The 21442-nt window shown below is 62.4% G+C and carries 24 protein-coding genes and 1 tRNA gene; 23 read left to right on the top strand and 2 right to left on the bottom strand.

Features of this window, described 5'->3' with window-relative positions:
• The first annotated feature begins 58 nt into the window (after positions 1-58).
• The 12 genes from ACZ0BA_RS29170 (at position 59) to ACZ0BA_RS29115 (ending at position 11911) form a co-directional block, all read left to right on the top strand.
• Positions 59-721 (top strand): energy transducer TonB, encoded by a 663-nt coding sequence (locus ACZ0BA_RS29170; protein ID WP_463454624.1) that lies wholly within the window; start codon positions 59-61, stop codon positions 719-721.
• A gap of 86 nt (positions 722-807) precedes the next feature.
• A complete protein-coding gene (locus ACZ0BA_RS29165) occupies positions 808-1749 on the top strand; it encodes a MotA/TolQ/ExbB proton channel family protein (protein ID WP_463454623.1) in 942 nt (313 codons plus the stop codon).
• Positions 1750-1755: 6 nt separating this feature from the next.
• Entirely contained in the window at positions 1756-2184 is a 429-nt protein-coding gene (locus ACZ0BA_RS29160; RefSeq protein WP_090322587.1) for an ExbD/TolR family protein, read from the top strand.
• A 58-nt stretch (positions 2185-2242) separates the two neighbouring features.
• A complete protein-coding gene (locus ACZ0BA_RS29155) occupies positions 2243-2674 on the top strand; it encodes an ExbD/TolR family protein (protein WP_463454621.1) in 432 nt (143 codons plus the stop codon).
• Between the two features lie 72 nt (positions 2675-2746).
• Positions 2747-3970 carry a tetratricopeptide repeat protein gene (locus tag ACZ0BA_RS29150; RefSeq protein WP_463454620.1) on the top strand — a complete coding sequence of 408 codons (1224 nt, stop codon included), beginning with the start codon at positions 2747-2749 and terminating at the stop codon, positions 3968-3970.
• A gap of 191 nt (positions 3971-4161) precedes the next feature.
• Complete coding sequence (locus ACZ0BA_RS29145) at positions 4162-5157, top strand: bifunctional riboflavin kinase/FAD synthetase (RefSeq protein WP_463454619.1); 996 nt, start codon at positions 4162-4164, stop codon at positions 5155-5157.
• Positions 5158-5220: 63 nt separating this feature from the next.
• Entirely contained in the window at positions 5221-8091 is a 2871-nt protein-coding gene (ileS, locus tag ACZ0BA_RS29140; protein WP_463454618.1) for an isoleucine--tRNA ligase, read from the top strand.
• 80 nt (positions 8092-8171) lie between these two features.
• Positions 8172-8675, top strand: coding sequence for a signal peptidase II (gene lspA, locus ACZ0BA_RS29135; RefSeq protein WP_463454617.1), 504 nt, complete (start codon positions 8172-8174; stop codon positions 8673-8675).
• A gap of 16 nt (positions 8676-8691) precedes the next feature.
• Positions 8692-9915, top strand: coding sequence for a bifunctional phosphopantothenoylcysteine decarboxylase/phosphopantothenate--cysteine ligase CoaBC (gene coaBC / locus ACZ0BA_RS29130; RefSeq protein ID WP_463454616.1), 1224 nt, complete (start codon positions 8692-8694; stop codon positions 9913-9915).
• Between the two features lie 25 nt (positions 9916-9940).
• Positions 9941-10390, top strand: a complete 450-nt coding sequence (gene dut / locus ACZ0BA_RS29125) for a dUTP diphosphatase (protein ID WP_315218741.1) — start codon at positions 9941-9943, stop codon at positions 10388-10390.
• A 19-nt stretch (positions 10391-10409) separates the two neighbouring features.
• Positions 10410-11507 carry a M48 family metallopeptidase gene (locus tag ACZ0BA_RS29120; protein WP_463454615.1) on the top strand — a complete coding sequence of 366 codons (1098 nt, stop codon included), beginning with the start codon at positions 10410-10412 and terminating at the stop codon, positions 11505-11507.
• 5 nt (positions 11508-11512) lie between these two features.
• On the top strand, positions 11513-11911 hold the full coding sequence (locus ACZ0BA_RS29115; protein WP_463454614.1) for a surface-adhesin E family protein: 399 nt from the start codon (positions 11513-11515) through the stop codon (positions 11909-11911).
• 21 nt (positions 11912-11932) lie between these two features.
• Here ACZ0BA_RS29115 and ACZ0BA_RS29110 read toward each other — a convergent pair whose 3' ends face one another.
• Positions 11933-12070: a hypothetical protein gene (locus ACZ0BA_RS29110; protein WP_463454613.1), complete on the bottom strand. Its 138-nt coding sequence runs from the start codon at positions 12068-12070 to the stop codon at positions 11933-11935.
• A gap of 43 nt (positions 12071-12113) precedes the next feature.
• Between ACZ0BA_RS29110 and ACZ0BA_RS29105 the strand changes: the two genes are divergently transcribed.
• The 7 genes from ACZ0BA_RS29105 (at position 12114) to ACZ0BA_RS29075 (ending at position 17960) form a co-directional block, all read left to right on the top strand.
• Entirely contained in the window at positions 12114-13136 is a 1023-nt protein-coding gene (locus ACZ0BA_RS29105; protein WP_463454611.1) for an XdhC family protein, read from the top strand.
• Positions 13137-13234: 98 nt separating this feature from the next.
• On the top strand, positions 13235-14125 hold the full coding sequence (locus ACZ0BA_RS29100; protein ID WP_463454610.1) for a DMT family transporter: 891 nt from the start codon (positions 13235-13237) through the stop codon (positions 14123-14125).
• Positions 14122-15045 carry a DNA-3-methyladenine glycosylase 2 gene (locus ACZ0BA_RS29095; protein WP_463454609.1) on the top strand — a complete coding sequence of 308 codons (924 nt, stop codon included), beginning with the start codon at positions 14122-14124 and terminating at the stop codon, positions 15043-15045. The genes ACZ0BA_RS29100 and ACZ0BA_RS29095 overlap by 4 nt, the downstream gene beginning before the upstream one ends.
• A 57-nt stretch (positions 15046-15102) precedes the next feature.
• Positions 15103-15975 carry an acetyl-CoA carboxylase, carboxyltransferase subunit beta gene (gene accD, locus ACZ0BA_RS29090; RefSeq protein ID WP_463454608.1) on the top strand — a complete coding sequence of 291 codons (873 nt, stop codon included), beginning with the start codon at positions 15103-15105 and terminating at the stop codon, positions 15973-15975.
• Positions 15976-16003: 28 nt separating this feature from the next.
• Positions 16004-17050, top strand: coding sequence for a MerR family transcriptional regulator (locus tag ACZ0BA_RS29085; protein ID WP_463454607.1), 1047 nt, complete (start codon positions 16004-16006; stop codon positions 17048-17050).
• A 69-nt stretch (positions 17051-17119) separates the two neighbouring features.
• Positions 17120-17560: a DUF29 domain-containing protein gene (locus ACZ0BA_RS29080; RefSeq protein ID WP_463454606.1), complete on the top strand. Its 441-nt coding sequence runs from the start codon at positions 17120-17122 to the stop codon at positions 17558-17560.
• Between the two features lie 13 nt (positions 17561-17573).
• The gene (locus tag ACZ0BA_RS29075) at positions 17574-17960 is read left to right on the top strand and encodes a DUF29 domain-containing protein (protein WP_463454604.1); all 387 of its coding nucleotides are present in this window, start codon (positions 17574-17576) and stop codon (positions 17958-17960) included.
• 31 nt (positions 17961-17991) lie between these two features.
• Here ACZ0BA_RS29075 and ACZ0BA_RS29070 read toward each other — a convergent pair.
• Positions 17992-18068 (bottom strand) — tRNA-Met (locus ACZ0BA_RS29070).
• A 173-nt stretch (positions 18069-18241) separates the two neighbouring features.
• Here ACZ0BA_RS29070 and ACZ0BA_RS29065 point away from each other — a divergent pair.
• The 4 genes from ACZ0BA_RS29065 (at position 18242) to ACZ0BA_RS29050 (ending at position 21442) form a co-directional block, all read left to right on the top strand.
• A complete protein-coding gene (locus ACZ0BA_RS29065; RefSeq protein WP_463454603.1) occupies positions 18242-18829 on the top strand; it encodes an NUDIX hydrolase in 588 nt (195 codons plus the stop codon).
• Complete coding sequence (aat, locus tag ACZ0BA_RS29060) at positions 18826-19554, top strand: leucyl/phenylalanyl-tRNA--protein transferase (protein WP_463454602.1); 729 nt, start codon at positions 18826-18828, stop codon at positions 19552-19554. Before ACZ0BA_RS29065 ends, aat begins: the two co-directional genes overlap by 4 nt.
• Positions 19555-19639: 85 nt before the next feature.
• Entirely contained in the window at positions 19640-20368 is a 729-nt protein-coding gene (locus ACZ0BA_RS29055; RefSeq protein ID WP_463454601.1) for an arginyltransferase, read from the top strand.
• Positions 20369-20401: 33 nt separating this feature from the next.
• Positions 20402-21442 (top strand): quinone-dependent dihydroorotate dehydrogenase, encoded by a 1041-nt coding sequence (locus ACZ0BA_RS29050; protein WP_463454600.1) that lies wholly within the window; start codon positions 20402-20404, stop codon positions 21440-21442.

The following is a 21442-nucleotide window of genomic DNA, read 5'->3' as shown; positions in this document are numbered from 1 at the left end:
ATGTCGCCATTTTGGGGTTTAGTAGCAACAAAAAGAGTTGGTATTGGAGAAAGCAGGCATGAATTTCACGCACAACGAGAAAAGCACCGGGAAGAACTTTACAGGCATTACCATTGTCGTTTTGTTGCACGTCCTGGTTGCTTATGGAATCATAACGGGCCTGGGAACCCGCCTGGTGGCAAAGATGGTCGCCCCAGTGGAGACAAAGATCATCGAGGAAGTAGCGCCTCCTCCACCAAAAGAACTCCCACCACCGCCACCTCCGCCAGAGATGAAGGCTCCCCCGCCACCATTCATCCCGCCAGTCGAGGTGAACGTGCAGCAGCCGCCGCCGCAGCAGAACGTGATCGCTAACGCGACCAACGTGAAGCCGCCGTCGAACGACCTGCAAAAAGCGCCGCCAGCACCACCGGCGCCGCCAGCACCAGGCCCAGCGAAGGCGGTCAGCGTCGCCGCTGTCGCCGACTTCAGCACTTGCGCCAAGCCGGAATGGCCGAAGTCGTCGCTGCGTAACGAGGAAACAGGTACGGTGACGTTATCGTTCCTGATTGCCGCCGACGGCCGCGTTGCCGACTCCAAAGTCGTCAAATCGAGTGGTTTTAGGGATCTGGACAAGGCAGCGGTTAGCGGCATCAGCAAGTGCCGTTTCAAACCGGGTCTGACCGACGGGAAACCGACGGAAGCGTGGATGCAGATGCAATACGTCTGGACGCTGGAGTAAAAACCGAGACAGCTGTTACGTCTCACTTAGTAAGTTTCGTTGTCATACATTCAGCGATCTGATTATTTTATCAATTTGGAGGAAGCATGTTTAAGAATACCCGTTTGTCCGCTGTACTGGCCGCTGTGCTGTTTTCCGTGACCGCAGCCACCGCCCTGGTAAGCGCTCCAGCTTTCGCTGATGCGCCAGCCTCGGCAGCTTCGGCTCCAGCAGCCGCTCCAGCGGATGCGGCAGCAGCACCAGCACCGGCAGCCGACGCAGCTGCTGCTCCAGCAGCCGACGCAGCAGCACCAGCGGCCGCTCCAGCAGCCGCCGGCGGCCATGAGGAAGTGGAGAATCCATACGGCTTCAAGGCAGTGTGGGATGCAGGTTTCGTTTCGCGCGGCACCCTGATCATTCTGTCGATCATGTCGATGGGTTCGTGGTACATCATCATCACCAAGCTGATCGACCAGGCTAAAATCTTCAAGCAGTCGAAAGAAACCTCGGCCAAGTTCTGGAAAGCATCGTCGATTGCTGCTGGTTCGGCTGCCCTGAAAGAAGGCTCGCCATTCCGCTTCATCGCCGAGACCGGCACCAAGGCAACCGTGCACCACGACGGCGCCCTGCTGGAACAAATCGATCTGTCGACCTGGGTGACGATGTCGATCCAGCGCGCTGTCGATAAAGTTCAGTCGCGTCTGCAAGATGGCCTGTCGTTCCTGGCAACCGTCGGTTCGACCTCGCCGTTTATCGGTCTGTTCGGTACCGTTTGGGGTATTTACAATGCACTGATCGCCATCGGCATGTCCGGTAACGCATCGATCGACAAGGTTGCAGGTCCGGTCGGTGAAGCGCTGATCATGACCGCCTTCGGTCTGTTCGTCGCCGTTCCAGCCGTTCTGGGTTACAACTGGCTGGTGCGTCGTAACAAGTCGGCCATGGAAGATGTCCGTTCGTTCTCGGCTGACGTGCACTCGGTGCTGATCTCGGGCGCCATGTCCACCAGCGAAGCTGGCCGTCTGGCTGGCGCTAAAAAGATTGGATAATTAATCATGTCGATGTCCGTAGGCTCCGATAGCGGAGACGAAGATCAAGTCATGTCGGAAATCAACACGACGCCCCTCGTGGACATCATGTTGGTTCTGCTGATTATCTTCCTGATCACGAGCCCGGTTGTTCTGAAGCTTATCAAGATCAAGCTGCCAGAAGAAACCAACCAGGTCATTCAGACTAAGCCGGAAGATGTCAACATCGTTGTGAGCAAAGATGGCGACATCTACTGGAACCAGAAGAAGATGCGCGACGCGAATGAGTTGTTCGACAATCTGAAGGTGGAAGCAGTGAAATTGCCGCAGCCGGAAGTACACGTTCGTGGCGACCAAGAAACACGCTACGAAGCGATCGGCAAGGTTATTTTCACTACCCAGCGCGCTGGTATCCAGAAGGTCGGTTTCATCACCGAACCGCCTGATAAGGGTTAATACCCGTTAGTGCATCGCAGGCCTGAAACATGGCCTGCCCTTCTTAAAAGGAAACATCATGAGTATGAATGTCGGCTCTCCGGCTGCCGCAGGCGCGGATCCGGAACCAATGATGGAAATGAATATGACGCCCCTCATCGACGTGATGCTGGTGCTGATTATCATGATGATCATTACGATTCCGAAAGCCAACCACTCGGTCAACTTGAACATGCCGGTCGGCACCCCGCCGCCACCGACCAAGGACCCTGTGGTGATCACGATCGACGTTGACTTCGACGGTACGATTCTGTGGGATAACGCGGTGGTTCCCAACCGTGCGGCCCTGGAAGCGAAACTGACCGAAGTCGCGGCCCAAGCCGATCAGCCGGAGGTGCATCTGCGTCCGAACAAGCTGGTCGAATACAAGGCCGTGGCAGGCGTCATGGCTGCCGCACAGCGTCTCGGCGTGACCAAAATTGGCCTGGTCGGCAACGAACAGTTCCAATAAATTTGTTCTATGTTCAACGATAGGCAGGACCATTCCTGCCTATTTCGCATTTTGAAGAAAGAAAACTTACCCATGACCAAGTTTCGTCTCGCTCATCTCGGCCTGGTAATGGCCGCTATTGGTTTTACAGCAGCAGCTCCTATTGCAGGTTTTTCGTCGGTCGCCTACGCTGCCGAAGCGGTGCGCGCTGAAATCGGCAAACCATTGCAGGAAGCACAGAAACTGGCTGCGGCAGGAAAGAACAAAGAAGCAGTAGCAAAACTGAAGGAAACGGACTCCGTCGGCAACAAAAGCGCCAACGAGACCTATCTGATCGAACGCACCCGCGCCTCGGCCGCCGCTTCCGCTGGCGATTACGACACCGCCGCGCGCGCCTTTGAAAGCGTGATCAACTCCGGCAAGCTGTCCGCTGCCGAACAACCGAAATTCACCCAGGCGCTGGCCGGTATCTACTACCGCATCAAGGATTACCCGAAAGCCATCACCTGGATCCAGCGCGCGCTGAAAGACAATCCGAACGACGGCGCCATGCACGAACTGCTGATCCAGACCTACTACATCAGCGGCAAGTACCCGGAAGCGGCCAAGGAACTGCAAGCGTCGAAGAACCTGAACGAAGCCCAACTGGGCATGCTGGCCAACATCCAGCTCAAGCAGAACGATAAAGCCGGCTACGTGCAGACCCTGGAACGCATGGCCGCCAGCTATCCGAAGCCACAGACCTGGGCCGACCTGCTGCAACGCGTGCAAGCCAAGCCTGGTTTCTCGCCGACGCTGTCGCTCGACGTGCTGCGCCTGCGCCTGGCCAACGGCCTGCTGACCAAGCCTTCCGAATACATGGAAATGAGCCAGCTGTCGCTGCAAGCGGGCAACCCTGCCGAAGCGATCAAGATCATCAACGAAGGCTACAAGAAAGGCGCGCTGGGCACCGGTTCCGACGCCGCCCGCCATCAACGCCTGAAAGATCTGGCCGCCAAGACCCAGACCGAGTTCGACGCCAAGCAAGCCGCCGAGGAAGCCGAAGCCGTCAAGAACAAGGACGCCGACGCGCTGGCCAACATGGGCTACGCGCTGGTTTCCGCCGGCAAGGCCGACAAGGGCCTGCCGCTGATGGAACAAGCCGTCAAGCTGGGCACCGGCCGCAATCCGGAAGCGATCAAGCTGCACTACGGTATCGCACAAGCGGTCGCCGGCAAGAAATCGGCTGCGCTGACGACCCTGAAATCGGTCAAAGGCACGGACGGCACCGCCGACCTGGCCCGCTACTGGACCCTGGGCCTGAACAAAGCCGCGTAATCGGCTTGGTTTTGCGCTCGGTTGGCGTCAACTAAGCGCTGTCTGCTTCGGCAGGCAGCGCTTTTTTCCATTTCAGGGCCCGGAAAACGGCCAAAATGCCCCTTCCCGCCCCCGCCCATGCCCATTGCGGATGTGCATCCCCTAAACAAACCGTATAATCCTCCATTTAGCGACAGTTCCCCCAGATTCCCATGAAGGTATTTCGAGGTCTCCCCAACGCAGCGGCGCGCGCCCCGTGCGCGCTTACGATCGGCAACTTTGACGGTGTCCACCTCGGCCACCAGGCATTGCTGGCGCGCGTGCGCGGCGCCGCCACCGGCCTCGGCCTGGAAGCGGCGGTGATGACCTTCGAGCCGCATCCGCGCGAATTCTTCGCCAACAAGGCCGGCGACCCGTCCAAGGCGCCGCCGCGCATCGCCAACCTGCGCGACAAACTGCAATCGCTGTCCGACAACGGCATCGACCGCGTTATCGTCGAGCACTTCTCGGCGCCGTTCGCCGCCCTGACGCCGCAGGAATTCACCGAAAAAGTGCTGGTCGAGGGCCTGCACGTCAAATGGCTGATGGTCGGCGACGACTTTTGCTACGGGGCGCGCCGCGCCGGCAATGTCCAGATGCTGCTGGAAGCGGGCAAACAATATGGCTTCCACGTCGAGACGCTGCCGACCGTGATGAACGGCACCACCCGCATTTCGTCGTCGGCCGTGCGCGCCGCGCTGGCAGACGGCGACTTCGGCCACGCCGAGGCGCTGCTGGGCCACCCGTACGCCATCTCCGGCCACGTCATCCACGGCCAAAAACTGGGCCGCACGCTCGGCTTCCCCACCCTCAACCTGCGGGTCGCGCACCGGCCGGCGCTGTCGGGCATCTTCATCGTCCAGGTGCATGGCCTGGCCGAGCAGCCGCTGGCCGCCGTCGCCAGCCTCGGCGTGCGCCCGACCGTCGACGACAGCGGCCGCGTGCTGCTGGAAGTGCACGTGTTCGACTTCAACCAGGGCTGCTACGGCAGGCAGGTGCGGGTCGAATTCCTGCAAAAGATCCGCGACGAGGAAAAATACATCGACCTGCCGACCCTGACGGCCGCCATCCACCGCGACGCCGACATCGCCCGCGCGTACTTCGCGCAGCGCGACGGCGCCAGCGCCATGAACGCCAGTTCGGCCACCAACGCCACCGACCGAATTTGAGCGCGCGACCAGCTACGCGCGCCGGCTATCGAGAATTCCCGAATACACCACTGAAGAAAAACCATGTCCGATAAAAGCAAAGCCCCGAAGAAGCCTGAAAGCAAATACCCGGTCAACATGACCGAAACCCCGTTCCCGATGCGTGGCGACATGGCCAAGCGCGAGCCGGGCTGGGTGCAGCAATGGCAGGATAAGAAAATCTACGAACGCGTGCGCAAGGCCGCCGCCGGCCGTCCGAAATTCATCCTGCACGACGGTCCGCCCTACGCCAATGGCGACATCCACCTGGGCCACGCCGTCAACAAGATCCTCAAGGACATGGTGGTCAAATCGCGCTCGCTGGCCGGTTTCGACGCACCCTACGTGCCGGGCTGGGATTGCCACGGCATGCCGATCGAGATCCAGATCGAAAAACTGTACGGCAAAAACCTGCCGACCGCCGAGGTGCTGACCAAGGCCCGCGCCTACGCGCTGGAACAAGTCGACCGCCAGCGCAAGGACTTCATCCGCCTCGGCGTACTGGGTGAATGGAACAATCCTTACCTGACGATGAACTTCTCGAACGAGGCCGATGAACTGCGCGCCCTCGGCAAGATGCTCGACAAGGGCTACGTCTACCGCGGCCTGAAGCCGGTCAACTGGTGCTTCGATTGCCAGTCCGCCCTGGCCGAGGCCGAAGTGGAATACCAGGACAAGCGCGACCCGGCCATCGACGTCGGCTTCAAGTTCGCCGAGTTCGACAAGCTCGCCAGCGCCTTCGACCTGGTTCAGTTGCCCACGCATGAAGGTTATATCGTCATCTGGACCACCACGCCATGGACCATCCCGTCCAACCAGGCGCTCAACGTCAACCCGGAGGTCACCTACGCGCTGGTGCAAACCGCGCGCGACGGCCAGCCGCTGCTGCTGATCCTTGCGCAGGACCTGGTCGAATCGTCGCTTGCGCGCTTCAAGCTCGAAGGCGTCACCATCGCCACCTGCAAGGGCGAGGACCTGGCCGGCATCAGCTTCCTGCATCCGCTGCACGGCGCCGACACCTTCTACAACCGCCTCTCGCCGATGTACCTGGCCGACTATGTGACCACCGAGAGCGGCACCGGCGTGGTCCATTCCGCACCCGCCTATGGCCTGGACGACTTCATTTCCTGCAAAGCGCACGGCATGGCGGACGACCAGATCCTGACCCCGGTCATGGGCGACGGTAAATTCGTCCCGACCTTGCCGCTGTTCGGCGGCATGACCATCTGGGAGGCGTCCAAGCCGATCTGCAACGCGCTGCGCGAGGCTGGCGCCCTGTTCGAGGTCAAGATGTTCGACCACAGCTACATGCACTGCTGGCGCCACAAGTCGCCCATCATCTACCGCGCGACCTCGCAATGGTTCGCCGGCATGGACATCAAGCCAAAGGACGGCGGCGCCTCGCTGCGCGAAACCGCGCTCAAAGGCATCGCCGAGACCAAGTTCTTCCCGGACTGGGGCCAGGCACGCCTGCATGGCATGATCGCCAACCGTCCCGACTGGACCTTGTCGCGCCAGCGCCAGTGGGGTGTGCCGATGGCCTTCGTGGTGCACAAGGAAACCGGCGCGCTGCATCCGCGCACGCCGGAACTGCTTGAGCAAGTAGCGCAGCTGATCGAAAAAGGCGGCATCGACGCCTGGCTGGCGCTCGACCTGAAAGACCTGATCGGCGAGGAAGCGGCTGTCTACGCCAAGAACAAGGACACGCTCGACGTCTGGTTCGATTCCGGCACCACCCACCAGACGGTGTTACGCGGCTCGCACAAGGAGCAGTCGGCCTTCCCCGCCGACCTGTATCTGGAAGGTTCGGACCAGCACCGCGGCTGGTTCCACTCGTCGCTGCTGACGTCCTCGATGCTGAACGGCACACCGCCGTACAAAGCCCTGCTCACGCACGGCTTCACCGTCGACGGCGAAGGCAAGAAGATGTCCAAGTCGCTCGGCAACACCCTGGCACCGCAAAAAATCTCCGACACGCTCGGCGCCGACATCCTGCGCCTGTGGATCGCCTCGACCGACTACACCGGCGAGCTGTCGATCTCCGACGAAATCCTCAAGCGCGTGACCGAAGCGTACCGCCGCATCCGCAACACGCTGCGCTTCCTGCTGGCGAACATCTCCGACTTCGATCATGCGCGCGACGCCGTGCCGGTGGCCGAGCTGCTCGAGATCGACCGCTACGCGATCGCCAACATGGCCGCGCTGCAAAAGGAGATGGAAGCGCACTACGAACAGTACGAGTTCCAGCCTGTGTACTCCAAGCTGCAGAACTACTGCTCCGAGGACCTGGGCGGCTTCTACCTCGACATCCTCAAGGACCGCCTGTACACGTCAGCCGTCGGCTCGCATGCGCGCCGCTCGGCGCAGACCGCGCTGTGGCACATCACGCAAAGCCTGCTGCGCTTGATGGCGCCGGCGCTGTCGTTCACGGCGGAGGAAGCGTGGGCCATTTTCGCCGGCGAACAGGCGTTCAAGGCCAGCGACGAAACGATCTTCACGCAAACCTGGTGGCAGCTGCCGCAAGCGGCGGACGCCGAAGCGCTGCTGGCCAAGTACAGCGCCTTGCGCGCAGTGCGCACCGACGTCACCAAGCAGCTGGAAGATTTGCGCACCTCGGGCGCGATCGGTTCGTCGTTGCAGGCGGAGCTGACCATCAAGGCCGCCGGCGACAAGTACAAGCTGCTGGCCAGCCTGGAGGACGACCTCAAATTCGTCTTCATCACGTCGCTGGCGCAAGCTGTCGAAGTGGCCGCAGAAGCCGATGAAGCGGTCGAAGTGACCGCCTCCACGGCCGAAAAGTGCGAGCGCTGCTGGCACTATCGCGCCGACGTCGGCGCGCACGCGGATCATCCGACGCTCTGCGGCCGTTGCCACAGCAATCTGTTTGGTGCGGGCGAAAAACGCAAGTTCGCTTAATATTGGGCCCGCCGATTCCCGACCGCGCTGTGTTGGTCGGGACCCGGCGGCGCCGTCGCCACGAACCTCTCTGATATTTTATGGCCACTAAAAAAATCTTCCCGACCAAGTCGTCCTCCAGTCTGATCCCTTGGCTCGGCATCGCCTTCATCATCGTGCTGATCGACCAGCTGTCGAAGATCACCATCACGCGCACCTTCCAGCTGGGCGAGGAAAAATTCGTCACCTCGTTCTTTAACCTGGTGCTGGCGTATAACAAGGGAGCCGCGTTCAGTTTCCTGCACAGCGCCGGCGGCTGGCAGCGCTACTTCTTCACCGGCATCGGCATCGCGGCCGCCGCCTACATCATCTACCTGTTGAAAAAACACGGCGGCCAACGCATGTTCTCGTGGGCGCTGTCGCTGGTGCTCGGCGGCGCGGTCGGCAATGTCATCGACCGCGTGCTGTACGGCCACGTGGTCGACTTCCTCGACTTCCACCTAGCCGGCTGGGGCCACTTCCCGGCGTTTAACATCGCCGACGCGGCCATCTGCATCGGCGCGGCGCTGTTCATCCTCGACGAGCTGCGGCGCGTGAACAAATAAGCGGGAGAGCGGCATCATGGAATTGACTGGTAAAAAAATCGTCCTCGGCCTGTCCGGCGGCGTGGCTTGCTACAAGGCGGCGGAACTGTGCCGCGCGCTGACCAAGGCCGGCGCCTCGGTGCAGGTGGTGATGACCGACGCCGCGGCCCACTTCATCACCGCCGTCACCATGCAAGCCCTGTCGGGCAACAAGGTGTTCAGCAGCCAGTGGGATCCACGCGTCGACAACAACATGGCGCACATCGACGTCACCCGCGACGCCGACGCGATGTTGATCGCGCCCTGCTCGGCCGACTTTATGGTCAAGCTGGCGCACGGCGTCTGCGACGACCTGCTGTCGACCATGTGCCTGGCGCGACCGCGCCGCGTGCCGCTGCTGGTGGCCCCGGCGATGAACGTGGAAATGTGGCAGAACCCCGCCACCCAGCGCAACGCGCGCCAGCTCGAAGAAGACGGCATCGTCATCTTCGGCCCGGCCGCCGGCGACCAGGCCTGCGGCGAAGTGGGCATGGGCCGCATGCTGGAACCGGCACAGCTGCTGGAGGAATTGATCGCGTCGTTCCAGCCGAAAGTCCTGGCCGGCAAACGCATCCTGATCACCGCCGGTCCGACCTTCGAGCCGATCGATCCGGTACGCGGCATCACCAACCTGTCGTCCGGGAAAATGGGTTACGCGGTGGCGCGCGCCGCGCGCGAAGCCGGCGCCGAAGTGGTGCTGGTGTCCGGCCCGACCGCGCTGCCTGCGCCTTTCGGCGTGCAGCGCATCAACGTCCAAAGCGCGGTGCAGATGCACGACGCGGTGCTCGCCAATGTCGACCACCAGCATATCTTCATCGCCGTGGCGGCCGTCGCCGACTGGCGCGTGTCCAACGCCAGCGAGCAGAAACTGAAGAAAAATCCGGACGGCTCGGTGCCGGACCTGAAGTTCGAACAGAATCCGGACATCCTGGCCACGGTTGCCGCCCGCACCTCGCTGGCCGGCCATCCGTACTGCGTCGGCTTCGCCGCCGAATCGGAAAACCTGATCCAGTTCGGCGCCGACAAGCGCGAGAAAAAAGGCATTCCCCTGCTGGTCGGGAACATCGGCCACCACACCTTCGGCCAGGACGACAACACCATTATCCTGTTCGACGAAAACGGCCATACCATCCTGCCGCGCGCCGACAAACTGACCTTGGCGCGCCAGCTGATTTCCGAAATCTCCAAACGCATCTCGCAGCACTCGCTGTTCGCAAAATAGTTTGAATAAAAGCACACGTAAACGCATGAAAAACATCGACGTCAAAATCCTCGACCCGCGCATGAAAGACCAGTTGCCGGCCTACGCCACCCCGGGTTCGGCCGGCCTCGATCTGCGCGCCTGCATCGACGCGCCGATCACCATCGAAGCCGGCCAGACGGTGCTGATTCCGACCGGCCTGGCGATCCACGTCGCCGATCCTGGCTACGCCGCGATGATCCTGCCGCGCAGCGGCATGGGCCACAAGAACGGCATCGTCCTGGGGAATCTGGTAGGCTTGATCGATTCCGATTACCAGGGCCAGTTGATGATCTCGACATGGAACCGGGGCAACAGCGCCTTTACCCTGAACCCGATGGAGCGCCTGGCGCAGCTGATAATCGTCCCGGTCCTGCAAGTCGGTTTCAACGTCGTCGAAGAATTCGACACCAGCGAACGCGGTGCCGGCGGTTTTGGAAGCACCGGAAAACACTAAAAAAATACGGAGACTAGGGATGGTCCAGCAAAACAATCCGAAGAAATTCGCCACGATATCCATCCTTGCCGCAGCCATGCTGCTGTCGGCCTGTTCGACCTTCACCTCGCGGCCGCCCGAACCCGAACAGGGTCCGGTGGTCGCACGCACCGTCGACGAAGGCGCGCCTGTGGTCACCGCCAAGATGGCCGCCGCACGCCAGGCGCTGGGACAGATGGTCGCGCTGCAGGACCGCTTGTACCGCATCGCCGGTCCGCTGTTGATCAACAACGCGGACCTGTGCCGCAACCAGGCCCGCAACCTGCTCGGCTTCACGGCCAAGAACAAATATTCGTACTCCGGAGAGTTCGTCGACGCCGCGCAGGCGGTGCTGAACTACGGCGACCGGCTGGAAGTGGCCAGCGTGCTGGCCGGCAGCGGCGCCGCGCGCGTCGGCTTGCGCAAGGGCGACGTGCTGCTGGCGGCCGAAGGCAAAAGCCTGCCCACCGGCCAGCACGCCGAGACCGAGGCGGCCGGCGTGCTTGGCCCGCTGGTGGCCAACAACCAGTCGCTCAACCTGATCGTCGAACGCAACGGCACCAATCAGGCGCTCAAGGTGCCGGTCACGCGCGCCTGCGCGTTCAAGATCGACATCGGCAACTCCGACAATATCAACGCGTACTCGGACGGCCAGCGCGTGATGATCACGCGCGGCATGGTCAACTTCGCGCAGACCGACGAAGCCATCGCCTACGTGCTGGCCAAGGACATCGCCCACAATGTGCTGGGCCACGCCGCCAAAACACGGTCGGCCTACACGGTCGGCAGCATCATCGACAATCTGGTCGCGGTGCGGCCGGACCTGTCGATGCTGATCGGTACAGGCGGCATCAAGCCGATGCCGCAGGAGCTCGACGCGGCGGCCGATTCGCTGTCGCTGTACATGGTGGCGCGGGCCGGCTACAGCACGGCGCAGGCGCGCGCCTTCTGGCAGCGGCTGGCCAGCCAGTATCCGGCCTCGGTGCTGAACGGTTATACCGCCAACCACCCGGGCGTCAACTACCGCCTGTCCGCCATCGACAAAACCGTCGCTGAAATCAAGAGCAAGCAAGCGGCCAAAAAGCCGCTGGTGCCGTGACGCTCATGGTCAAGCCCGCGCTGATCGCGCTGCTGCTGGTGTCGACGGCCGTATCGGGCCTGGCCCACGCGGCGCAATGGCGCAAAGTGAGCGCCGCGCCGGGGGACGTCTTGTACATCGATAGCCGCGTCGTCAAAAAAGACAAGACCCGCAAAGTCTGGTCGCTGCACTCGTATACCAAGGCGCAGCAGACGCCGGACGGCAAGCCTTACCGCTCGGTCAAGGCGCAGCACCTGTATTCCTGCCAAGACCGGACGGCCGTGATGCTGTCGCAGGTGTTCTATCCCGAAACGATGGGCAGGGGCGAACCGGTCGAGAACTATATCTACGAAAAATTCAGCCCCGAGGAAGTGACGCCGGGCAGCCCGTTCGACAAAGCGCTGGCGAAGGTGTGCAAGCGCTAGTTTCAGCGGTGCTGCTGGACGTTACCGGATGTTGGGGAAATCCGGGAACACGGTGCCCATCAACCAGGTCAGCAGGCCGCAAAACACCACGGCGAGTATCAGCACGATCAGCAGGCGGCCGAATTTGGGTGAGCCGTCGTCTTCCTTGTGGTCGGTCATGGCAGTTCCTGCAAGCTTTGTAGAGCCGTAGTATATTCCATCCATGGACAGTATCGATCTCGAAGTACTCAAAACCAGCGCCGCGTGGATCGCCTCCGGGCGCCGCTGCGAACTTATCACCGTCATCAAGACCTGGGGCTCAAGTCCCCGTCCGGTCGGCGCGACCCTGGCCATCTGCGAAGATGGCACGGTGATCGGCTCCGTCTCGGGCGGCTGCATCGAGGACGACCTGATCGCCCGCGTGCGCGACGAAGGCATCAGCCGCAGCTTGCCCGAAATCGTCAGCTACGGCATCACCGCCGACGAGGCGCACCGTTTCGGCCTGCCCTGCGGCGGCACCATCGAACTGTCGATCGAACCGCTGTCGGAGCGCAGCCGCGTCGCCGAGCTGCTGGAACGGCTGGAACGGCACGAACTGGTGCAGCGCCGGCTCGATCTGCAGAGCGGCGACGTCGAGCTGTCGCAGGCGGCGCCGGGCGCGCAGATGCAGGTGAGCGAGCGCGCCATGGTCACCCTGCACGGACCGCGTTGGCGCCTGCTCATCATCGGCGCCGGCCAGCTATCGCGCTTCCTGGCGCAAATCGCCACCGCGATGGACTACCACGTCATCGTCTGCGACCCGCGCGAGGAATACCGCGCCGGCTGGCAGGTCGACGGCGTGCAGTTGGTGCACGACATGCCGGACGATATCGTACTGTCGATGAAGCTGGACCACCGCAGCGCCGTGGTCGCGCTGACGCACGATCCCAAGCTCGACGACCTGGCGCTGATGGAGGCGTTGAAGTCGGACGCGTTCTACGTCGGCGCGATCGGTTCGCGGCTGAACAACAGCAAACGCCGCGAGCGGCTGCTGGAATTCGACCTGACGCCGGAACAGCTGGCGCGGCTGCATGGGCCGATAGGGCTGTACATCGGCAGCAAAACGCCGTCGGAGATCGCGATATCGATACTGGCGGAGCTGACGGCGATTAAAAACGGCGTACCGACGGCGATGCTGATCCCGCACGCCGCCTCGCCGGTGGCGCCGGGTGACACTGTGTGTGCGGTCGACAGCGGCGCGGTATAAATTCATTAGCAAGAAGCGGAGAGACGGAACCACGTAGGGCGGATTAGCGTAGCGTAATCCGCCCTACGAACATCGAAAAAACAACCACTCGAAACTCCATGAGCACCGCTAATCTTCTCCGCCTGATCTTCCTCGCCGCCATCTGGGGCGGCTCCTTCCTGTTCATGCGGATCGCCGCGCCCGTGCTGGGCGCCGCCGTTTTGATCGAATACCGCGTGCTGTTCGCCTCCCTCTTCCTGGCGGTGATCGCCGTCGTGCTGAAAAAACCGCTCAAGCTGCGCAGGCACTGGAGGCACTACTTCATCCTCGGCCTGTTCAACTCCGCGCTGCCGTTCCTGATGTTCGCCTTCGCCGCGCGCACGCTGTCGGCATCGCTGCTAGCGGTGCTGAACGCCACCACGCCGCTGTGGGGCACCCTGATCGCCGCCGTCCTCACGCGCCAGATGGTCGGCGCCAAAGTCATGCTCGGCCTTGTGCTGGGCGCGTGCGGCGTCGCGCTGCTGGTCGGCTTCGACCATGTCAGCACCAAGCCCGGCGCCGGCCTGGCCATCGCCGCCGTGCTGTTCGCCTCCTTCAACTACGGCATCGCCAGCAACTACGCCAAATCGGTCAAGGACGTCGAACCGCTGTCCAACGCGCACGGTTCGATGTGGGCCTCCACGCTGCTGGTGCTGCCGATTGTCCCGTTCTTCCCGGCGCCGGGCGAACCGACCATCGGCATCATGGGCGCCGTGATCGCGCTCGGTGTTCTTTGCAGCGGCGTCGCCTACCTGATCTACTTCCGTTTGATCCAGGATGTCGGCCCGGCGTCGGCGCTGACGGTGACCTTCCTCAGCCCTTTGTTCGGCATCCTGTGGGGCACGCTGTTCCTCGGCGAGACGGTCGGCTGGTACACCATCGTCGGCGCCGCCATCGTCATCGCCGGCACGGCGCTGGTCACCGGGTTCCGTCCCAACTTTGGTCCGCTGCGCAAAACCAAGCCCGTATGAAAAGCTTCACACTCGACCTGCCGGCCAACTACCGCCTGCACGACGTGCTGGCCTTCCACAGCCGCGATACAGAAAGCGTGGCCGAAGAAGTCGGCGACAGGAGCCTGCACAAAGGCATAGTGGTGGACGGCGTACCGGTGGTACTGGCGGTGGTGATCGATAGCGCGCTGGCACCCACCAGCGCCAGCTGCACCGTGCACGCCGACGGCAAGCTATCCAAGGCATCGCAACAGCGCGTGCGCGAAGCGGCGCTGAGCATCCTCGGTCTGCGCATCGATCCCGAACCGTTTTGCGCCTTCGCCGCCAAGGACGACATGTTCGGCCCTTTGACCTTGGCGCAGCCGGGCCTGCGCATCGTGCAATCGGCCACCGTCTTCGAAGCGCTGACCTGGGCCATCATCGGGCAACAGATCAACCTGTCGTTCGCCATTGCGCTGCGCCGCACCTTCATCCTGCAAGCAGGCCGTCAGCACAGCAGCGGCTTGTGGTGCTACCCGGAGGCGGCCGACGCGATAAAACTGAGCATGGAAGATCTCACCAGCCGCAAATTCTCGCGCGCCAAGGCGGAGACTTTGCTGCGGCTGGCGAACCTGGTCGCCAGCGGCGGCCTGCAACTGGACATCACGCCGGCCAACAGCATCGAGCAGATCTCGGCGGCCCTGCTGGCCGTCAAAGGCATCGGCCCGTGGACGGTCAACTACGGGCTGCTGCGTGGCTATGGCTACGCCGACTGCTCGCTGCACGGCGACGTCGCCATCCGCGCGGCGCTTCAGCAACTGCTGGGCGAAGAAACCAAGCCCGATATGGCGCGCACCGAACAAATCCTGGCCCGCTACGCGCCCCACCGCACGATGGCCGCCGCCCACCTGTGGGCCAGCTTGCATCCGCGCGGCGACACCGACGACAAAGATACCGCTTGATCCTGACGTAACGTCAGGCTTTACGATTCCGGCATCTCCGACACTATCAAGGATGCCATGAGCTGGATCGAAAAACTGCTGCCGCCACGTTTCAACCGCAATGGCGCCGAACCACGCCAGTCGATACCGGCCGGCCTGTGGATCAAGTGTCCCGCGTGCGAGGCGGTGCTGTACCGCGCCGACCTCGAAGCGAACCTTCACGTCTGCCCCAAATGCAGCCACCATCTGCGCATTCGCGCGCGCGCCCGCCTCGACGCCCTGCTCGACACAGGCGGCCGGCACGAGATCGGCCAGGAAGTGCTGCCTGTCGACCCGCTCAAGTTCAAAGGCAGCAAAAGCTATCCGGCGCGCCTGCAAGCGGCACTGGAGGCCACCGGCGAGACCGACGCGATCATCGTCATCGGCGGCGCGATTCTGTCGGTACCAATGGTGGTGGCGTGCTTCGAGTTCGACTTCATGGGCGGTTCGATGGGATCGGTGGTCGGCGAACGTTTCGTGCGCGGCGTGCAGGCCGCCATCGACCAGAACGTGCCATTCATCTGCATCACCGCCAGCGGCGGCGCGCGCATGCAGGAGGGCCTGCTGTCGCTGATGCAGATGGCGAAAACCACCGCCATGCTGGCCAAATTGGCCGAGAAGAAGCTGCCCTTCGTCTCGGTGCTGACAGATCCCACGTCGGGCGGCATCTCGGCCTCGTTCTGCTTCCTGGGCGATATCGTGATCGCCGAGCCGAAAGCGCTGATCGCCTTCACCGGCGCGCGCGTCATCAAAAGCACGCTGGGGGTGACGCTGCCGGAAGGCTATCAGCGTTCCGAGTTCCTTTTGGAGCGCGGCGCCATCGACATGATCGTCGACCGCCGTGACATGCGCGCCGAACTGGCGTCGCTACTGGCGTTGCTACTCAAGCTGCCGAAGGACGCGGTGGCCTGAACCGCCGGGTCGGCGTACACTATCGCGCATGAAAGAACATCGCAACCACGCCGTGTTGAAAATCGGCGAACTGGCCGCGCGCTCAGGTTTGACGGTACGCGCGCTACACCACTACGACAGTATCGGCCTGCTCACGCCATCGGCGCACACCGATTCCGGGTATCGCCTCTACAACCGTGCCGACGTCGCCCGCCTGCACCAGATCCAGGCGCTACGCCGCTTCGGCATGTCGCTGGCGGATATCGGCACCTTTCTCGCCAGTCCCGACGCGCCGTTCGCCGACGTCGTCGCCCAGCAGATCGCCACGCTGGACCAGCAGATCGCACAAGCGAGCGCGCTGCGCGAGCAGCTCTCGCACCTGCACCGGCAGATGGCCGGCGGCGGCGAGCCGGAACTGGCCGACTGGCTGTCCACGCTGGAGCTGATGAACCTCTACGACAAATACTTCAGCAAGGACGAATTGCACCGCCTGCCCTTCTGGCAGCAGGACGCGCGCCGCAACAGCGGCTGGGCCGCGCTGGTGGCGCAGATACAGGAGCTGATGCAGCAAGGCGTGCCTCCGGCCGACGCCCAGCCGCGTCAACTGTCCGAGCGCTGGATGCAGATGCTCGAACGCGACACCGCCGCCAATCCCGACTTCGCGCGCCGCATCACTGTCATGATGGACATGGAGCCGGCGGCGCAACTGCACACCGGGATTACGCCGCAGTTGAAGCATTACGTGATCGAAGCGTTCGGAGAACACAAACTGGCGCTGTACGCCGACCACCTCGACGAGGACGAAATACAGCGCATGCGCGTTGGCGCCAGCCAGCATGGCGCGCAATGGATGGCGCTGGTCGCGGCGGTCCACCGGCAGCTCGAAGCCGGCGCCGATCCCGCCGATCCGGCATCGCAAGCGCTGGCGCGCGGGTGGATGACATTATTCAGCGCCCGCATCGGCGACAACCCGGAGACCTTGGAAAAAATCCGCAACGCCCACGCGCGCGAACCGCGATTACTCATCGGCACATGGGTCACGCCCGCGATGCTCGATTTCATCCGCGCATCCTGCGCCACGGTGCCACCGGGGTGACTTGCCCGCCCGTTTGAGCGGGGTTAAAGTGAAGCTCCGACGACGGCATTAGGCTGGCGGAGGTGCCCCATGGACGATCACATCAAAACCGATTACGAGACGGACTTTCTCGTCTGGCTGCAAAGCCAGGCCGAGCTACTGCGCGCCAAGCAATTCGACCGACTGGACCTTGAACATTTGATCGAGGAGCTCGAGAGCATGGGGAGCAATGAAAGGCAAGAGTTCAAAAACCGCATCGTGCAACTAATGATGCATCTGCTGAAGTGGAAGTTACAACCTGACCACATCACAGGCAGTTGGCTACGTTCGATCAGGGAGCAGCGCTATGGCATCGCAGATCTCATGGAAGAGATGCCCAGTTTGAAACCGCTGCTGAAGAACTATGCAACGCGGAACTACGCCAGGGCGGTAGCGCTCGCCGCAGACGAAACGCACTTACCCAAGTCGGCCTTTCCCACTGCAATTCCGTTCACAATGGAACAGTTGCTCGATCCCGACTACCTTCCATAGGCAAAGGTGCAACATGGACGATCACATCAACACCAACCACGACGCCGACTTCCTCGTCTGGACCAGTGCGCAAATAGAACTGCTGCGCTTCAAACAATTCGACCGGCTTGACCTGGAAAACATCATCGAGGAGCTTGAGAGCATGGCGCGCGCGGAAAGACGTGAATTCAAGCATCGAATTGAACAGTTGATTATGCATTTGTTGAAATGCAAGCTGCAGCCCGACCGTATCTCAGGCAGTTGGCTCGGCACCATCTTTGATCAACGCCGCAGCATCACTGATCACGCGAAACGCAGCTCCCGAAGTCGGCGTTCCCCTCCACGATGCCATTCACCAAGGAACAATTGCTCAATCCTGATTACCTGCCATAAACCGCCGCACAATAGAAAAAGCCGCTGACCCCTGCGAAGGAATCAACGGCTTTCGAATTTGGTTGCGGGGACAGGATTTGAACCTGTGACCTTCGGGTTATGAGCCCGACGAGCTGCCAGACTGCTCCACCCCGCGTCTGTGCGATCATTATAGGGCAGTTCACCAATTTAGGCAATGTTAATCCTGAAATCGTGCGCGATAGTCCGAATATATGCATTCACCGAGCGCTGTAGTCAATGCCGTGCGCGGCGCAATCGGTGTAAAGTAACCAATATGATCAAAAACTTCCACCCCGAGCAACTCCCCCTATGAAATTCTGTTCCGAATGCGCCTCCCCCGTCAGCCTGCTGATCCCAGCCGGCGACAACCGTCCCCGTTACGTCTGCGAAAGCTGTGGCACCATCCATTACCAGAATCCGAAAATGGTGCTGGGCACGATCCCCGTATGGGAAGGCGATGGCGAACTAAAGGTCCTGTTATGTAAGCGCGCGATCGAACCACGCCTCGGCTACTGGACCCTGCCCGCCGGCTTCATGGAAAACGATGAAACCACGGCCGAGGCGGCGATGCGCGAGACGCAAGAGGAAGCCGGCGCCAACATCGAACTGGGTAAATTGTTTTCACTGTTGAACGTCTCGCGCGTGCACCAGGTGCACATGTTCTACCTGGCCACCTTGCGCGACCTCGACTTCGCGCCCGGCGAGGAAAGTCTGGACGTGCAAATGTTCAGCGAGGCGGAGATCCCGTGGGACGACCTGGCCTTTCCCACCATCCGCACCACGTTGGAACTGTTCTTCGCCGACCGCGCGGGCATGCGCGAAGACGCCACCAGCGGCTACGGCTTCCACGCGCAGGACATCACCCGCGCCATGCGCTCGGACGCGGAACCGACGTGATCCCCTGGCTCGAACGCGACACGCCGTTCCCCGACGTCTCGCAGGCGCTGACGTCCGAGGCGCCCGGCCTGCTGGCCGCTGGCGCCGACCTGTCGCCGCAGCGCCTGCTGATGGCCTACCGCAACGGCATCTTCCCATGGTTCTCGGAAGGCCAGCCGATCCTGTGGTGGAGCACCGACCCGCGCATGGTGCTGATGACCGACCGCTTCCGCATCTCCGACAGCCTGAAGAAGACACTGCGCAAGGTCGAGCGCGAGATGGCGGTTGGCGGGCGCTGGCAGGTGCGCTTCGACAGCGCCTTCGAGGACGTGATGCGGGCCTGCGCCGCGCCGCGCAAAGACGGCCCCGGCACATGGATCTCGGAGGACATCATCGACGGCTACACCGGCCTGCACCGGCTCGGCTACGCGCACTCGGCCGAGGTCTGGCTGGACGGCGAACTGGTCGGCGGCGCCTATGGCGTTTCGATCGGGCGCATGTTCTACGGCGAGTCGATGTTCGCGCGCGTGACGGACGGTTCCAAGATCGCGCTGGCCTATCTGGTGGGCTTCCTGCGCGGACACGGCGTCAAGATGATCGATTGCCAACAGGAGACCGGCCACCTGGCCTCGCTGGGCGCGGCGCCGATCCCGCGCGCACAATTCCTGGCGCATCTGCGCAACAATATTGAATTGCCTCAAATCGCCGTGTGGGAACCCGTTGCACCGCTGGCCCCGGCCAGTTAAGCTGAAGGTGACAAGCGCCATCGACAAACAAGCGCTATCATAAGGATTAGAACCGGACCAGAACCTCGCCATCGATAGGACGTGCATGACGCACCTGAACGATCTGCCTTTCGCGACGCTGCAGTTTTACACCACGGCGCCCTACCCTTGCAGCTACCTCGACGCGCGCCAGGCGCGCTCGCAGGTGGCCACGCCTTCCCACTTGATCAACGCCGACGTCTACTCCGAGCTTGTCAAAAACGGCTTCCGGCGCAGCGGCATCTTTACGTATCGACCATATTGCGATGGCTGCCAGGCCTGCATTCCGGTGCGCGTGGTGGTCGACCAGTTCGCGCCCAACCGTGGCCAGCGCCGCGCCTGGGCCAAACACAGCGACCTGCGCGCCGGCGTCGCCACGCTACAATTCTCCGACGAACACTACGAACTGTATCTGCGCTACCAGAGCAAGCGCCACGCCGGCGGCGGCATGGACCAGGACAGCCGCGACCAGTACGCGCAGTTCCTGCTGCAAAGCCGGGTCAACACGCGGCTGGTGGAGTTCCGCGAGCCCGGCGGCACCTTGCGCATGGTCAGCATCATCGACGTGCTGTCGGACGGCCTGTCGTCGGTGTACACCTTCTTCGATCCCGATGTCGAAGGCGCCTCCTACGGCACCTTCAATGTGCTGTGGCAAATCGCCCAGGCGCGCGAGCTGAGCCTGCCCTACATTTATCTGGGCTACTGGATCAGGGAAAGCCCGAAAATGTCTTACAAAACCAACTTCAAACCGCTGGAGGCGCGCATCAAGGGCGTGTGGAGCGTGCTGGAGGCCTGATAAAATACCGGGGCCAACAACCAGAGCCCCCTCATGTCCGAAAAATTCCTGTATTCCCTGGCCCGTCCGATGCTGTTCTCGATGGACGCCGAAGCCGCGCACCACTTCACCCTTCCCGCACTCAAACGCGCCGCCGCGCTGGGGCTGACCAAGCTGGTCAAGCAACCGGCGGCCGACCCGCGCACGGTGATGGGTGTCACGTTCAAGAACCCGGTCGGCCTCGCCGCCGGTCTGGACAAGGATGGCGCCTTCATCGACGCGCTGGCGGACCTGGGCTTCGGCTCGATCGAGGTGGGCACCGTCACGCCGCGCGGCCAGGCCGGCAATCCCAAACCGCGCATGTTCCGCCTGCCGGCCGCGCACGCCATCATCAACCGCATGGGCTTTAACAACGGCGGCGTCGACGCCTTTGTCGCCAATGTGCAGGCATCGCGCTTCTACCAGAACAAGGCCGGCGTGCTGGGCCTAAACATCGGCAAGAACGCCGACACGCCGATCGAGCGCGCGGCCGACGACTATCTGCACTGCCTGGAAAAAGTCTATCCCTACGCCAGCTATGTCACGGTCAACATTTCCTCGCCCAACACCAAGAACCTGCGCCAGCTGCAAGGCGGCTCCGAGCTCGACGGCCTGCTGGCGCAACTGAAGGACGCGCAGGCGCGCCTGGCCGACCAGCACAAGCGCTACGTGCCGCTGGCGCTCAAAATCGCGCCGGACATGGACGGCGACCAGGTCAAGAACATCGCCGACGCGCTGCTGCGCCACAAGATCGACGGCGTCATCGCCACCAACACGACATTGAGCCGCGACGCCGTGGCCGGCATGCGCCACGGCGCCGAGGCGGGCGGACTGTCGGGCGCGCCGGTATTCGAGCTGTCCAACACCGTCATCCGCCTGCTCAAGGCCGAACTGGGCGACGCCCTGCCGATTATCGGCGTTGGCGGTATCATGCGCGGTGCGGACGCCAAGGTCAAAATGGATTGCGGCGCGCAACTGGTGCAGTTGTATAGCGGCCTGATCTACGCCGGCCCGGCACTGGTCAACGATTGCGCGCAGGCCGTGCGCGGACATTAA

This window comes from Duganella sp. AC917 (assembly GCF_979258245.1).
This window is presented reverse-complemented; position numbering and strand designations above follow the sequence as displayed.

Coding starts and splice junctions, on each gene's coding strand:
- ACZ0BA_RS29160 (WP_090322587.1), top strand. CDS start 1,756: ATGTCGATGTCCGTAGGCTCCGATAGCGGAGACGAAGATCAAGTCATG.
- ACZ0BA_RS29115 (WP_463454614.1), top strand. CDS start 11,513: ATGGTCAAGCCCGCGCTGATCGCGCTGCTGCTGGTGTCGACGGCCGTA.
- lspA (WP_463454617.1), top strand. CDS start 8,172: ATGGCCACTAAAAAAATCTTCCCGACCAAGTCGTCCTCCAGTCTGATC.
- coaBC (WP_463454616.1), top strand. CDS start 8,692: ATGGAATTGACTGGTAAAAAAATCGTCCTCGGCCTGTCCGGCGGCGTG.
- accD (WP_463454608.1), top strand. CDS start 15,103: ATGAGCTGGATCGAAAAACTGCTGCCGCCACGTTTCAACCGCAATGGC.
- ACZ0BA_RS29095 (WP_463454609.1), top strand. CDS start 14,122: ATGAAAAGCTTCACACTCGACCTGCCGGCCAACTACCGCCTGCACGAC.
- ACZ0BA_RS29150 (WP_463454620.1), top strand. CDS start 2,747: ATGACCAAGTTTCGTCTCGCTCATCTCGGCCTGGTAATGGCCGCTATT.
- ACZ0BA_RS29105 (WP_463454611.1), top strand. CDS start 12,114: ATGGACAGTATCGATCTCGAAGTACTCAAAACCAGCGCCGCGTGGATC.
- ACZ0BA_RS29170 (WP_463454624.1), top strand. CDS start 59: ATGAATTTCACGCACAACGAGAAAAGCACCGGGAAGAACTTTACAGGC.
- ACZ0BA_RS29065 (WP_463454603.1), top strand. CDS start 18,242: ATGAAATTCTGTTCCGAATGCGCCTCCCCCGTCAGCCTGCTGATCCCA.
- ACZ0BA_RS29145 (WP_463454619.1), top strand. CDS start 4,162: ATGAAGGTATTTCGAGGTCTCCCCAACGCAGCGGCGCGCGCCCCGTGC.
- ACZ0BA_RS29055 (WP_463454601.1), top strand. CDS start 19,640: ATGACGCACCTGAACGATCTGCCTTTCGCGACGCTGCAGTTTTACACC.
- ACZ0BA_RS29155 (WP_463454621.1), top strand. CDS start 2,243: ATGAGTATGAATGTCGGCTCTCCGGCTGCCGCAGGCGCGGATCCGGAA.
- ACZ0BA_RS29165 (WP_463454623.1), top strand. CDS start 808: ATGTTTAAGAATACCCGTTTGTCCGCTGTACTGGCCGCTGTGCTGTTT.
- ACZ0BA_RS29120 (WP_463454615.1), top strand. CDS start 10,410: ATGGTCCAGCAAAACAATCCGAAGAAATTCGCCACGATATCCATCCTT.
- ileS (WP_463454618.1), top strand. CDS start 5,221: ATGTCCGATAAAAGCAAAGCCCCGAAGAAGCCTGAAAGCAAATACCCG.
- ACZ0BA_RS29110 (WP_463454613.1), bottom strand. CDS start 12,070: ATGACCGACCACAAGGAAGACGACGGCTCACCCAAATTCGGCCGCCTG.
- ACZ0BA_RS29080 (WP_463454606.1), top strand. CDS start 17,120: ATGGACGATCACATCAAAACCGATTACGAGACGGACTTTCTCGTCTGG.
- dut (WP_315218741.1), top strand. CDS start 9,941: ATGAAAAACATCGACGTCAAAATCCTCGACCCGCGCATGAAAGACCAG.
- ACZ0BA_RS29075 (WP_463454604.1), top strand. CDS start 17,574: ATGGACGATCACATCAACACCAACCACGACGCCGACTTCCTCGTCTGG.
- ACZ0BA_RS29085 (WP_463454607.1), top strand. CDS start 16,004: ATGAAAGAACATCGCAACCACGCCGTGTTGAAAATCGGCGAACTGGCC.
- ACZ0BA_RS29100 (WP_463454610.1), top strand. CDS start 13,235: ATGAGCACCGCTAATCTTCTCCGCCTGATCTTCCTCGCCGCCATCTGG.
- ACZ0BA_RS29050 (WP_463454600.1), top strand. CDS start 20,402: ATGTCCGAAAAATTCCTGTATTCCCTGGCCCGTCCGATGCTGTTCTCG.